This is a genomic window from Pseudomonas sp. (assembly GCF_049300855.1).
Classification (GTDB): Bacteria; Pseudomonadota; Gammaproteobacteria; order Pseudomonadales; family Pseudomonadaceae; genus Aquipseudomonas.
The window spans coordinates 347,977-363,626 of record NZ_JBAQKH010000042.1; the positions used below are offsets into that span (position 1 = coordinate 347,977).

The following is a 15,650-nucleotide window of genomic DNA, read 5'->3' on the forward strand; positions in this document are numbered from 1 at the left end:
GCCGTAGTTATTGATCACCGCGAAGGTCTGCTCGCGGGGGAACTGGCGCAGCTTGTCGCCACCGATCAATAGCGTGCGCAAGGTCGGGTGACCGAGGTCGCGAGTGAACGCATATTCGGCCACCGGCGTCGGCAGGAAACTCACCTGCAACGGCTGCGCGCGCCACCATGCCAGCAACTCATCGAGGTGCTCGTTGCGCACCGATTGCGGTGGCAGGTGCAGGGTCGCGCCGACGCACAACGCCGGCCAGACCTCCCACGCCATCGCATCGAAACCAAAGCCGGCAACACTCGACGTGTGGCTGCCGGCGCGCAAGTCAAAAGCCTCGCAGTGCCAGTGCACAAGGTTTTCCAGCGTCGCGTGTTCGACCATCACGCCCTTCGGCTGGCCAGTGGAGCCGGAGGTATAGATCACATAAGCCAGATGCGCCGGGGTCAGCGTCGGCAGTTGCGGGTTGCTCTCGGACAAGTGCTGCCAGGTGGGATTGTCCAGATCGATCAGCGGCACGGCGCCAAGCAGATCAGCCGTCGCAGCCTGCGCCAGCACCGCCATCGGCGCGCTGTCCTGCAACAGATAGGCGATACGTTCCGCCGGGTATGCCGGATCGACCGGCACATAACCGGCGCCGGCCTTGAGGATCGCCAGCAACGCCACGAGCATGTCCGGGCTACGGCGCAGGCACACGGCGATGCGGTCGTCGGGCTGCACGCCGAGTCCGAGCAAGTGATGGGCCAGGCGATTGGCGCGCTGATTGAGCTGAGCGTAGGTCAGGTGCTGCTCGCCCTGAACCACTGCCAAAGCCTCCGGCTGTTGCTCGGCCTGCGCCTCGACCAAGCGCTGAATCGTCGCGCCACACGGATAAGCCGCTGAGTGCTGATTGAAACCGACCAGCAAATGCTCGTATTCCGCCACCGAAAGCACCGGCAAACGATTGAGCGGACGTTGCGGTGCTTCTTCCAGTGCCGTCACCAGATGTTCGAGCGCGGTGTGCATGTAACTGCAGATCCGCTGTGCACCGATCTCGGCGACTGCCAGCACATCAAGGGCAAAGCCTTCGCCGAGATCATCCACCGACAGGGTCAGCGGATAATTGCTGCGCTCCTCGCCGCCCAGCAGGCGCACGCCTTGCCAGATGCCCTGGCCGTCGCGCGGCTGTTGTTCGGCGGCGCTGTGCCGGTAGTTGAGCAACGCGCTGAACAGCGGCGCGGAACCGGTCATGGCACTGCAACGTTGGGCCAGCGCCAGTGACGCGTGTTCATGCCCGAGCAGCGCCGTCAGCCGTGCATGGGTGGTTTTCACCCCGCCGCGCACGCCTTCAGCCAGATCAACGCGCAGCGGCAAAGTGTTGATGAACACCCCCAACGTGCGGTCGGCACCCTCGCCGCCCTGCATGCGCCCCATCAACACCGTGCCGAACACCACGTCGCGGCGTCCGGAGACCACGCCCAACACCTGCGCCCAGGCCATGTGCATCAGACTCGCCGGGCTGACACCCAACTGCCGCGCCTGTTCACGCAGACGCAGATTGAGCCCGGCATCGACCGCTTGCAGCGCTTCTTCGATGCCACGCCCATCGCCCTGAACGTCCTGCAGCCCGAAGGGCAAGGTCGGCTCGTCGATATCGCCGAGCATCTCGCGGAAGAATGCTTCGTGTTCCTGCGCATCGGCGCCCAGGCGTGCCTGCGCCACGTAGTTGCGGTACGGCATCGGCGGTGTCAGCGCGTCGGGTTGATCGAACATCAACGCCTGCATTTCCCGGCCGATCACGTCCATGGCGGTGTGGTCGAGAATCGAGTGATGGAACAGCACGATGGCGACGACTTGCTGGTGCGCCGGATCCTTTGCGTAAACCATGCGAATCAGCGGTGCCTGATTCAAATCGAGGCGGTAATGCCGTGCGTCGAAACGCGCGTGCAACTGCTCGAGAATATCGCCGTCCTGCGCATCCAGCGGCACTTGCTGCACGACCATCTGCGCTTCGCGCCAGACCACCTGATGCGGATTGGGCAAACCTTCCCAGACCACGCTGGTGCGCAGAATGTCGTGACGGACGATGACCTGCTGCAAATGCGCGGCGAAAGTCTGTAAACGTTCAAGGCTGTCAAAAGCCAGACGCGATTGCAGCAGATACGGATCGCCCTGTTCGGCACTGAGGTGGTGATAAAGAATGCCTTCCTGCAACGGCGCAAGCGGATAGATATCCTGCACATTCGCAGCGCCGCCCGGCACCGTGGCGACGATGCGTTCGATGCTGGCCTGATCCAGAGTGGTCAGGGTCAGCATGTCGGGGGTGATGTGCGTGCAATCGGCCGCAATCAGATTGGCCGGCACTGCGATTTCACGGCCACTGCCCAACGCACGCGCCAGCGCGGCCAGGCTCGGCTGGTTGAACAGCACGCGCACGTCGGCGCTTAAACCGGCCTGACGCATGCGTTCGATCAGGCTCACCGCCAACAGCGAATGGCCACCGAGTTCGAAGAAGTTGTCGTGGCGGCCGATCTGTTCGATGTTGAGTACGTCGGCCCAGATCTGCGCCAGCGCAATCTCGACCGAACCTTGTGGCGCTTCATATTCGCGGCTGAGCCAGGCGTGCTGACCCGGCTCGGGCAAGGCCTTGCGATCGAGTTTGCCATGGGCGGTCAGCGGCAGGCTGTCCAGCCGCACATAGGCAGCCGGCACCAACGTGTCCGGCAGTCGCGCTTGCAGATGCTGGTGTAACTCGCCGATCTCGACCGGCTCGATGTCGGTGAACCAGGCGACCAAGCGTCCGTCACGCACCAGCACCACGCATTCGCGGACCTTGTCGTGGGCGCTTAACGCCGCTTCGATTTCGCCGAGTTCAATACGCACACCGCGCAATTTCACCTGATCATCGTTGCGCCCCAGGTATTCGATATTGCCGTCGTCCAGCCAACGCGCGAGGTCACCGGTGCGGTACATCCGCGCGTGCGGCTCGTCGCTGAACGGGTCGTCGAGGAACTGCGCAGCGGTCAGTTCCGGGCGATTCAGATAACCGCGTGCAACCCCGGCGCCACCGACATACAACTCGCCCTGCACGCCAGTCGGCACCGGCTGTTGCTGGCGATCCAGCAGATAAATCCGCGCATTGGCAATCGGCCGGCCAATGTGCAAAACCCGCCCGGGCTCGATGCGCCCGGACGTCGCCACCACCGTGGCTTCGGTCGGGCCGTAGTTATTGATCACGGCGAAGGTCTGATCACGCGGGAACTGGCGCAACGTGTCGCCACCGATCAGCAACGTGCGCAGGGTCGGGTGGCCCAGTTCACGACTGAAGGCGTATTCGGCCACCGGCGTCGGCAGAAAGCTCACTTGCAGCGGCTGCGCGCGCCACCATTCGAGCAGTTCATCAAGATGTTCATTTTTGATCGAAGACGGTGGCAGATGCACGGTCGCGCCGACGCACAATGCCGGCCAGACTTCCCAGGCCATGGCATCAAAACCGCAACCGGCGACGCTGGCGGTGTGGCTACCAGCGTGCAGATCGAAGGCTTCGGCGTGCCAGTGCACGAGGTTTTCCAACGTCCGGTGCTCGACCATCACGCCTTTCGGCTGCCCGGTAGAACCCGAGGTGTAGATCACGTAGGCCAGATTCGCCGGGGTCAGCCCCGGCCGTTGCGGATTGTTGTCCGGCAAGTGCTGCCAGTCGCTGGCGTCCAGATCGATCACCGGCACCCTGCCAAGCAGGTCACGCGTCGACGCCTGCGCCAGCACCGCGATCGGGTCGCTGTCCTGCAACAGGTAGGCGATGCGTTCAGCCGGATAATCCGCATCGATCGGCACATAACCCGCGCCAGCCTTGAGAATCGCCAGCATTCCAACAAGCATGTCCGGGCCACGACGCAGGCACAACGCGACACGGTCATCGACTTGCACGCCGAGGCCGATCAAGTGATGGGCGAGGCGATTGGCGCGCTGATTCAGTTCGCGGTAGCTGAGCTGTTGCTCGCCCTGCACCACCGCCAGTGCCTCGGGATGCGCCGCCACTTGTGCTTCGAAGAGACGCGGTACGGTTTGCGCAGGCGGGTATTCACGACCGCTGATGTTGAAGCCGACCAGCACCCGTTGCCGCTCGCTCGGCGACACGATGGTCAGTTGCTGCAACGGTGCCGTCGGCGTGTACTCCAGCGCCGTGACCAAGCTGTGCAACGCGGTTTGCAAGTAATCGCAGACCCGCGCGCCATCCACCTGCGGCACGGCTTGCACGTTCAAGCGGAAACCTTCGCCGAGGTCGTCGACGCTGACCACCAGCGGATAGTTGCTGCGCTCGCGGGAGCTGAGCATCTGCATGCCGTCCCACGTTACAACGGCCGATTGCGGTGCACTGTGGCGGTAGTTGAGCAAGGTGCTGAACAGCGCCTGCGACCCGGCGACACCACTGCAACGCTGGGCCAGCGCCAGCGAGGCTTGCTCGTGGCCGAGCAATTGCGCCAAGCGTGCATGCGTGGCACGCACGCCGTTTTCTACCGAATCCGCCCCGACGCTGACGCGTAACGGCAAGGTGTTGATGAACATGCCCAGCGCCCGATCAGCGCCCTCGCCGCCCTGCATGCGCCCGAGCAATACCGTGCCGAACACCACGTCTTGCTGGCCGGAAACCTGCGCCAACACCTGAGCCCAGGCCTGATGCACCAAACTGGCGACGCTGACACCCAGCCGTCGCGCCTGCTCGCGCAGACGTTCGCCGAGGCCGGCATCCAGCTGCGCATGACTGTCGAGGATATCGCTGCCGTCGCCGTGCACGTCCTGCAAACCGAAGGCCACGGAGGGTTCTTCGATGTCGGCGAGCATCTCGCGGAAGAACACTTCATGCGCCTGATCATCGGCGCCAAGCCGCGCCTGGGCGACGAAATGACGGTACTGCACCGGCGGCGGCAGATCGACGCTATGGCCGAGCATCACGTCGCTCATTTCCGCGACCAGCACGTCCAGCGCGGTGTGATCGAGGACGATATGGTGCATCAGGAGAATGCCGATCCAACGGTTGTGCAACTGATCTTCGGTGTAGACAAAACGCATCAGCGGCGCGCGATTAAGGTCCAGACGATAGTGCCGCGGATCGAAACGCGCCTGCATCTGTTCCAGTACATCGCCGTCGAGTTCATCGGCATCGACGCGTTCCAGCGCCAGTGGTGCCTCGCGCCAGACCACTTGCACCGCCTCTTCCAGCCCTTCCCAGACGATGCCGGTGCGCAGAATGTCATGGCGCTTGATCACGCTGTTCAAGGCACGGACGAAGTCTTTGATTTGCGCCAGACCGTCGAAGGCGAATTGCGCCTGCAACACATACGGGTCACCAGCGCTGGTTGCCAAGTGGTGATAGAGAATCCCCGCCTGCAACGGCGCCAGCGCATAGATGTCCTGCACATTGGCGATGCCACCCGGCACAGTTGCAACGACACGGTCGATCGCGGCCTGATCGAGATTGGCCAGCGGCAGCATGGCCGGGGTAATACGCGTGCAACCCGGCTCGATCCGGTTATCCGGCACGACGATGGCGCGCTCACGGCTCAAGGTCGCCGCCAGCGCCGCAACGCTTGGCTGGCCGAACAGCACGCGCACATCGCAATGCAGATCCTGTTGACGCATGCGCTCGATCAGCTTCACCGCCAGCAACGAATGCCCACCGAGCTCGAAGAAATTGTCGTGGCGACCGACCTGCTCGACACCGAGCAACGTCTGCCAGAGTTCGGCGATCAGGTTTTCCACGGCACCGACCGGCGCTTCGAAACCACGATGGGCAAACGCCTCGCTGTCCGGTGCTGGCAAGGCTTTGCGGTCGAGCTTGCCGTTGGTGGTCAGCGGCAAAGCGTCGAGACGCACGAAAGCGCTCGGCACCATGTACTCAGCCAGTGAAACCAGCAGTTGATCGCGCAATTGCGCCACATCCGGCGCGAGGCCTGCGTCGGCCAGCCAGTAGGCGACCAACCGCTGATCGCCGGGGCTGTCCTCACGGGCGATCACCACGGCTTCACGCACGCCTGCGCAGGCTGCCAGGCGCGCTTCGATCTCGCCCAGTTCGATGCGGAAGCCGCGAATCTTCACCTGATCGTCATTGCGCCCCAGGTATTCGAGGCTGCCGTCGGCGGCCCAGCGCGCCAGGTCGCCGGTTTTGTACAACCGCGCCTCGGCGTTTGCGCCAAACGGATCATTGATAAAGCGCTCGGCGGTCAGTGCTTCGCGATTCAGATAACCCCGAGCCACGCCGGCGCCGCCGACGTACAACTCGCCGATCACGCCAACCGGAACCGGTTCACGCTGAGCATCGAGGACATACAGTTGCAGGTCGGGAATGCGCACACCAATCGGGCTGACGCCGAGCAACTGCGCGTCGGCGGCTTGCAGCGGTCGATAGGTCACGTGCACGGTGGTTTCGGTGATGCCGTACATGTTCACCAGCCGTGTACCGGCGTTGCCGACCCGCGCGTACCACGGTTTGAGCAGACCCGGCTCCAGCGCTTCACCACCGAAAATCACTTCCCGCAACGAGTGCTGCAACGGACTGCGACCCTGCGCGGCGATCAGTTGACGGAAGGCACTCGGCGTCTGGTTGAGCACGGTGACGCCGGTTTCGCAAAGCAATGCATAGCAGTCGTCCGGCGCGCGGCTGACGGCTTGCGGGACCAGCAGCAATTGCCCGCCGAACGCCAGCGCGCCCCAGATTTCCCATACCGAGAAGTCGAACGCGAAGGAATGGAACAGCACGCCGATGTCTTGCTGGTTGAACTGGAACCAGTCATCGGTGGCAGAAAACAGCCGCGCCACGTTGCGGTGCTCGACCATCACGCCTTTGGGCAGACCGGTGGAGCCGGAGGTGTAGATCACGTAGGCCAAATGGGCTGGGGTCAGCTCGGGGATCTGCGGATTGCTGTCGAGTTCGGCCTTGAGGTGGCCGCTGTCGAGGTCGATCTGCGGCACGTCGAGATCAGCCACGCGATCACGCGTCGCGGCGTGCAGGAGCACGGCCGCAGGGGCGCTGTCCTGCAAGGTAAAGTTGATTCTGTCCAGCGGATAGGCGGGGTCGATCGGTACGTAACCGGCGCCGGCCTTGAGCACGCCGAGCAGGCCGATGATCATTTGCGGGCCACGTTCGACGCAGATGGCCACGCGGTCGTCGGGACGAATATTCAGGTCCAGCAGATGATGAGCGACCTGATTGGCGCGGCGGTTGAGTTCGCCGTAGCTGAGCGTCTGCCCTTCGAAAATCAACGCCGTGGCGTCCGGGCGGGCGTGCGCATGGGCTTCGAATTGCTGGTGGATCAGCGGGGTTTCAGGTAACTGCGCCAGCGGCAAATTGCTCCCGTGCAGCAGGTGTTCGCGTTCGCTGGCAGGGAGAATTTTCAGCGCTTGCAGTGTCACGTCGGCGCTGGTTTGCAAGGCCGCTGCCAGACTTTCCAGCGCCGCATTCAGGTAAGCCGCCATGCGCTCGGCACCCAGCGCCGCATCCGCCAACGCGGTAATGCGCAAATCGGCGCCGAGGTCATCGATGTTGATCGTCAGCGGATAGTTGGTGCGCTCGCGGGCGCCGAGCACCTGCACACCGGGGGCAATGTCGACCACGTCAGCGACTTCTTCGACACTGCTGTGCCGGTAGTTGAGAATCGCGCTGAACAGCGGCGTCGGCACCGCGACGGCGCTGCAACGTTGCGCCAAGGCCAGCGAGGCCTGCTCGTGCGCCAGCAACGCGGTCAGGCGCCGATGGGTCGCCAGAACACCGGCACGCACGCTTTGCGCGCCGACATCAACGCGCAGCGGCAAGGTGTTGATGAACATCCCCAGCGCCTGCTCGCCGCCCTCGCCCGCGTCCATCCGCCCCAACAGCACAGTGCCGAACACCACCGCCGTGCGCCCGGACAATTGCCCCAGCACCCGCGCCAGCGCCAGGTGCATCAGGCTCGCGACGCTCACACCCAACTGCCGCGCCTGCTCACGCAAGTGCAGGCTCAAGCGGCTGTCGAGCATCAGCGCGGCTTCCTCGATGGCGTGGCCGTCGCCCTGTACATCCTGCAAACCGCACGGCAGCGTCGGCTCGTCGATGTCGGCGAGCATCTCGCGGAAAAACGCTTCCTGCGCCTGCTCGTTGCCGGCACTGCGTGCCATCGCCAAGTGATCGCGATACGGCACCGCCGCTGGCACTTGCGCGGTCTGCCCGAGCAGGAACGCCTGAATTTCCCGGCGCAGCACGTCCAGCGCGACGTGGTCCATGATCATGTGATGAAACAGCAACAACGCGACGACACGGCCCTGAGCAGGATCCTGCGCATAGACCACGCGCAACAGCGGCGCTTTCTGCATGTCGAGGCGAAAGTGCTGCGGATCGTGGCGCTCCAGCAACTGCGTGAGCACATCGACGTCGCGGTCGACGCTGATTTCTTCACACACCAGCGGCGCCTCGCGCCAGACCACCTGCACGGCTTCATCGAGGTATTCCCAGACGAACGAGGTGCGCAGAATGTCGTGGCGTTTGATCACCCAGCGCAGCGCCTCGGCGAAGGCGTCCAGCCGTTGCTGGCTGTCGAACACGAAGCGCGCCTGCGAGATGTAAGGGTCGCCAGCAGCCGCCGAGAGGTGGTGATAGAGCATGCCCTCCTGCAACGCGGACAACGGATAGACATCCTGCACGTTGGCAGCGCCACCGGGCACCGTGGCGACGATGCGGTCAAGGGTGTCCTGACTCAGCGTCACCAGCGGCAGCATGTCCGGGGTGATGCGAAAGGCCGGGCTCAGCCAGTCGCCGCCGTGTTCGGCGACCAACTCCAGCAGTTGTGCCTTGTGCGCCGCGAGGCTGTCCCACAACGCGTCATCCAGCGCGTCGTCGCTGCCCAGAATGACCAGGTCTTCATCTTCCTGTTGAAGGCGGATCGCATGGGTGGAAATAACAGCCATCAGTTCGCTGAAATGCATGAGGTAACCTGCTGTAAATGCGGAAAAAAGGAGCGCGCAGCAGCGAGTCCGTGCAGACGGCGCGCAGCCTGGAAAAACTAAAACATCGGGGCGTGGGTGTCTGACATGGGAAGCGGGGACAAGCCGCCGGCGTGAGCACCGCAGACCCCTTGTGGGAGCGAGCTTGCTCGCGAAGGCGGTGTATCAGTCACCGTCAAAATTGACTGAACCAACGCTTTCGCGAGCAAGCTCGCTCCCACAGGAATTGTGCCGGCCGTCAGAGCCGGCGTTTGCGATTGAGGCTCGGGATGGTGGTCTGGGCGATCTCCACCTGCCTGGCCTGCCGCGAGGTCTGTGCTGCCAGCGCCGCCAGTGTCGGCTGGCTGAACAACGTGCGCGCGTCGACATGCAGGCCGGCCAGACGCATGCGCGCCACCAGACTGACCGCCAGCAACGAATGCCCGCCCAGTTCGAAGAAGTTGTCGTCGCGCCCAACCTGTTCGACCTTGAGCACCTGCGCCCAGATCTGCGCCAGGGCAGTTTCAACGTCGCCTTCGGGCGCCGCATATGGCCGACTGAGCAGCGCCTCCGCGCCCGGCTCCGGCAACGCCTTGCGGTCGATTTTGTCGTTGGGCGTCAGGGGCAGCGCCGCCAGCATCACGTAGGCGCCGGGCACCATGAACTCCGGCAACTGCGCCAACACATGCGCGCGCAACGCTTCAAGCGTGGGCGCAGCGACACCGCTGCGCACTGAGTAATACGCCACCAGACGCTCATCGCGCACCAGCACCACCGCCTCGCGGATCGCCGGGTGTTCCAGCAGTCGCGCTTCAATCTCGCCCAGCTCAAGACGAACCCCGCGCAGCTTGACCTGAAAGTCATTGCGACCGAGGAATTCGAGATTGCCGTCAGCGCCGTATCGCACCAGATCGCCGGTGCGATACAAGCGATCACCGGCCACGAACGGGCTGTCGATAAAGCGCTCGGCCTGCAATTGCGGCAGGCCCAGATAGCCGCGCGCCACGCCCACTCCACCAATGTGCAAATGCCCGCTGACGCCCATCGGCACCGGTTGATCGCAGCCATCGAGCACATACAGCCGCGTGTTGCTCAGCGCCTTGCCGATTGGCACCAGTACCGCCGGCACCGGCTCGCCGGGCGCCAGCGTCCAGCCGCTGCTGTCGACCGTGGTTTCGGTCGGCCCGTAGACGTTGTGCAGACGCACCCACGGCAGACGTTCGCGCACTTGCCGGGCCAGCGCGACGGTCAACTCGCCGCCACCGTTGAGCACGTCAGTGAGGCTGGTGCACAGACTGACATCGTCCTGCTCGATGAACTGTTGCAGCAACGCCGGGACGAACTTGACCACGGTAATGTTCTGCTCACGGATCACTTGCGTCACATACGCCGAGTCGCGATTGCCATCGGCCCGCGCCAGCACCAGACGCATGCCGCTGCACAAAGGCCAGAAGATCTCCCACACCGAACTGTCGAAACTGTACGGCGCCTTTTGCAGCAATGCCCCGTGTTCAGTGGGCGGCGCCAACTGCGAGCCCCAGTGCACCATGTTGCAAGCGCTGCGGTGCTCGATCATCACGCCTTTCGGCGTGCCGGTGGAGCCGGAGGTGTAGATCATGTAGGCCAGACTCGTCGCCCCCAGACCCGGCACCTGCGGGTTTTCGCGCGGCTGGTTCTGCCAGGCACCGAGGTCGAGGTCGATCAGCGGCACGCCCGCTTCACCGAGCAAATCACGCGTCGCGGCATGCACCAGCAGCGCAACCGGTGCGCTGTCCTGCAACATGTAGTTGAGCCGTTGCAGCGGATAATCCGGATCGAGCGGCACATACGCACCGCCGGCCTTGAGAATGCCCAGCAGACCGATCACCAGCTCCGGCCCGCGCTCGACGCAGATCGCGACTCGCGAATCCGGCTGAACGCCGAGCCCGCGCAGATGATGGGCCAAGCGGTTGGCCTGCTCATTCAACTCGCGATAGGTCAGGCGCTGCTCGGCAAATTGCACGGCGATGGCATCCGGTTTGCGCAGCACCTGCTGTTCGAACAGTGCCTGCAACGGCTGGTCCATCGGGCAGTCGACGTCAGTGGCGTTGAATTCGATCAGCACCTGTTGCAGCTCTTCTTGCGGCAGCAACGGCAGACTGTGCAACGGCCGCTGCGGCGTGGTTTCCAGCGCCTCGACCAAACCGTTCAAAGCCGCCTGCACGTAAGCGCAAATTCGTTGCGCGCCAATGTTCGACACGGTTCTGGTGGTCAGGCGCAAGCCCGTGCCGAAGTCATCGACACTCAGGGTAAACGGATAATTGGTGCGCTCCTCGTTGGCCAGGGTTTCGATGCCCTGCCATGTTTGCCGGGAAGTGTTTTGCTCGACATCATCGCTGTGCCGATAGTTGAGCAAGGCACTGAACAGCGGCGCTGGCGCAGCGACGCCACTGCACCGCTGAGCCAGCGCCAACGAGGCGTGTTCATGGCCGAGCAAAGCGCTCAGCCGTGCATGGGTAGATTTCAGCGCTACGCGCGCGCCTTCAGCGACATCGACGCGCAGCGGCAAGGTGTTGATGAACACCCCCAGCGCCCGATCAGCCCCCGCGCCGCCCTGCATGCGCCCCATCAACACGGTGCCGAACACCACACGTTGCTGGCCGGACGTCGCGGCCAGCACCTGCGCCCAGGCGAGGTGGATCAGGCTGGCGATGCTCACGCCGGCCACACGCGCCTGCTGTTGCACGCGCTGATAGAGATCGGGCGCCACAGCTTGCTCGGCTTCTTCGATGTTGCTGCCATCGCCCTGCACGTTCTGCAAAGCGAACGGCAAGGTCGGTTCATCGATGTCGCCGAGCATCTGCCGGAAGAACCCTTCATGCTCCTGTTCACTGATGCCAAGTCGCGTCTGTGCGACGTAGTTGCGATACGGCACCGGCGCCGCCAGCGGCTCGGCGTGCCCCGACAGGCTGGCGTGAACTTCTTCGCGCATCGCCTCCAGCGCGACGTGATCCATGGCCAGATGATGGAACAGCAAAATGCCGACGACCCGGTCATGCGCCGGATCGCGAGCAAACATCAGCCGCAACAGCGGTGCCTGACTGATGTCGAGTCGATAGCGCCGAGCATCGAAACGTTCGTGCAATTGATCGATGATCGCGCCACGGGCAGGATCAAGTTCAACCTCCTGCACCGGCAAAATCGCCTCGCGCCAAACGACCTGAACCGGCGACGTCAGCTCTTCCCAGACCACCGCCGTGCGCAGGATGTCGTGGCGCGCCATGACCTCGCGCAGTGCAGCGGCGAAGGCCTCGACCCGTTCGAGGCTGTCGAATGCCAGCAGTGATTGCAGCAGGTACGGATCACCCTGCGCGGCGGTGATGTGGTGATAGAGAATGCCTTCCTGCAATGGTGCCAACGGGTAGATGTCCTGCACATTGGCGGCACCGCCCGGCACTGTCGCGACAATGCGCTGGATCATCGCCTGATCCAGTTGCACCAGTGGCAGCAGGTCAGGGGTGATGTCGGTGCAATCGGCGGCAATGCGATTGGCCGGCACCTCGACTTCGCGACCGCTGCCCTCCGCCGCCGCCAACGCCGCCAGTGTCGGTTGGTTGAACAGCACGCGAACATCGCTGCTCATGCCGATCTGACGCATGCGTTCGATCAGCCCGACCGCCAGCAACGAGTGGCCGCCCAGCTCAAAGAAATGGTCGTGCCGCCCTACCCGTTCGACCTGCAAGACCTCGGCCCAGATCTGCGCCAAAGCGATTTCGACGTCACCTTGTGGCGCCTCGTATTCGCGACGGATCAACGCCTCCGGTCCCGGTGCTGGCAAGGCCTGACGGTCGATCTTGCCGTTGGCCGTCAGTGGCAACGTTGCCAAGCGGACGTAAGCCGCCGGCAACAGGGCGGACGGCAAGCGCGAGGTCAGGTGCACATGCAGTTGCAGGATGTCCAGCGCTTCACGCTCGGTGAACCATGCCAACAGCTGACCATCACGCACCAGCACCACCGCTTCCTGCACCGCCTCATGACTGCTGAGCGCCGCTTCGATTTCGCCCGGTTCGACACGCACGCCACGGACTTTGACCTGATCATCGTTACGACCGATGTACTCAAGGTTGCCGTCGGCGCGCCAACGGGCCAGATCGCCGGTGCGGTACATGCGCGCATCCGGCTGCGCACTGAAGGGGTCGTCGAGGAAGCGTTCGGCGCTCAGGTCCGGGCGATTCAGATAACCCCGGGCCACCCCCGCGCCGCCGACATACAACTCGCCAATGATGCCGATCGGCACCGGACGCTGTTGATCATCGAGCAGGTAAGCGGTGGCATTGCTCACCGGTTTGCCGATGTGCAACGCCTGACCCGGGGTAATCAGCCCCGACGTAGCGACCACCGTGGCTTCGGTCGGCCCGTAGTTATTGACCACCGCAAAGCTCTGAGCATGATTGAACTGACGCAGGCGATCACCGCCAATCAGCAAGGTGCGCAAGGTCGGGTGATCGAGTTGTTTGCTGAAGGCGTATTCGGCAACCGGCGTTGGCAGGAAGCTCACGTCCAGTGGCTGCGCCCGCCACCACGCCAGCAATGCATCGATGTCTTCGCTGCCCTCGGTCGCCGGGGAAAAGTGCAGCGTCGCTCCCGCACACAACGCCGGCCAGACTTCCCACGCCATCGCGTCGAAACCGAACCCGGCAAGGCTCGAGGTGTGTTGCCCGGGGACGAGACCGAACGTGGTGCAATGCCAATCGACCAGATTGGCCAAGGTGCGGTGTTCGACCATCACGCCTTTGGGTAACCCGGTGGAGCCGGAGGTGTAAATCACATAGGCAAGGTTGGCGCTGCTCAGCCCCGGCACGGCGAGATCGCTGGTGCGTTCGAGCGGCCACTCGCGCCGATCAAGCTCGATCACCGGCAGCGCCGTGGCGGGCAAGCGGTCGCGCAAAGCACTTTGGGTCAGCACCACCACTGGCGTGCTGTCGCTGAGCAAATAACTCAGACGCTCGGGCGGGTGCGCCGGGTCAATCGGCACATAAGCGGCGCCAGCCTTGAGCGTCGCCAGCAGCCCGACCAGCGTGTCCAGGCCCCTGCGGGCGACAATCGCAATCCGCTCATCTGGGCGTACGCCGAGGCCCAGCAGATGATGAGCCAAGGCATTGGCTTGCCGGTTCAGCTCGGCATAACTCAGTGTTCGCCCCTGATGAGTCGCGACCACCGCGTCCGGCTGTTCGGCTGCCCGTGACTCGAATCGCTGATGAATCATCCGGCCCTGCGCAAAACTGACTCGGGTCTCGTTCCATTCATGCAGCAGCGCCATTTCTGCCGGGCTATTGAGGTTGAAATCGGCGATAGCCCGTTCGGGACATTCCAGGCCTTGCTCCAGAATCAGCAACAAGCGCTCGGTAAACGACGCGACCTCATCAGCCGTGAAATAAGCCGGCGAGTACACCAGATGCAACCAGGCCTTGTCGTTGTAACGGTTGCTGCGCAGGTGAAGGGCCAGTGGTGTCGCCTCGTGCTGATTGGAGACCTTGACCGAGTGCCCCGACGCTTCACCGTAACGGTAGTCATGGTCGTCCTGCTCGTAGGACACCGACAGCTCGAACAGTTGCGCACGGTCTTCACGCAACAGGCCCAATGCGCGGTTCATCTCGCTCAGCGGGTAGCGCTGATGGCGAAAATCCTGCTTCAGGCCAGCGCCGATCGCCTTGATCAATTCGGCAAATGACAGTGTTCGACCAAAGCCCATGCGCATCGCGCTGACCTGGGTGAACAGGCCCAAGGTGCTTTTGAAACTGGCCCCGGAGCGATTGAGGATCGGCAAACCGACCACCCACTCGTCACGTTGCGCGGTGCGACTGAAATACACGTGCAGCGCCGCCAGCAACACATGAAATGCCGAGCCACCGAATTGTCGCGCGCAGTCTTTCATGCGCTCGTGCAGCAGGGCCGGAAAAGCCTCGACGTAAATGCGACCGGGCGCGGCTTCAGCGTCGACGGATTCGCGATGACGGGGAGTCAACAAGGGTTCAGGCAGGCTGCGGTACTTGTCCAGCCAGTAACGTTGATCGAGTTCATAGCGCGGTGACCGATGGTAGCGCGCGTCATCTTCAATAAAGGCGACATAGGACGGTGCCGCCCCACTCGCGCGCTCGCCACGGCACAACGCGCTGTAGATCTCGCCCAGCGATTTGAACAGTAGACCGAAGCCCCAGCCATCAATGATCAAGTGGTGGGCTTGCGCCGCCAGCCAATAGCGATGGTGATCAAGGCGAATCAGACAGAAACGGCACAACGCCTGCCCGCTCAGCACGAAGGCCTGCGCCATCTGCGCTTCGACCAGCGCCCGGGCCGCCGCCTGTGGATCGGGCTGGCCGCTGAGGTCATGCAGCGGCATGACCACCGGCAGCGCCTGCGTAAATCCCTGCAACGGCAGCCCATCGCGGCCGACATCCGCGAGCAGAACAATGCGCAAGGCATCGTTTGCCGCCACCAGACATTCAAGCGCCGCTTGCAGCAACTGCGGATCCAGCGGCCCGCTCAGTTCGACGTAACCGCCAATGTTATACAGCGGCGAATCTCCGCGGCTCAGTTGATCCAGCCAGATATCCCGCTGGGCGGCAGTCAGCGCAAATGTCTCGACAGGCACGGACAGATCGTCCGCCACGTTGGCAGAAGTAGGCTGCATAAGGTCCTTCTCATGTGATTTTGCCGGTATTCAAGCATCGGCCCCGGCGCCGACATGACAC

2 protein-coding genes (1 of these 2 running past the window's edge) are annotated in these 15,650 nt (G+C 63.5%); both read right to left on the reverse strand.

The window, feature by feature from the left end:
- Positions 1–8,922: the 5' portion of an amino acid adenylation domain-containing protein gene (locus WA225_RS22840; RefSeq protein WP_422609732.1), read on the reverse strand. 4,095 nt of this gene lie to the left of the window's left edge; 8,922 of the gene's 13,017 nt are visible here — the first part of the coding sequence; the start codon lies at positions 8,920–8,922; its stop codon lies beyond the left edge, outside the window.
- 256 nt (positions 8,923–9,178) lie between these two features.
- Positions 9,179–15,589, reverse strand: coding sequence for an amino acid adenylation domain-containing protein (locus tag WA225_RS22845; RefSeq protein ID WP_422609733.1), 6,411 nt, complete (start codon positions 15,587–15,589; stop codon positions 9,179–9,181).
- Between the last annotated feature and the right edge of the window lie 61 nt (positions 15,590–15,650).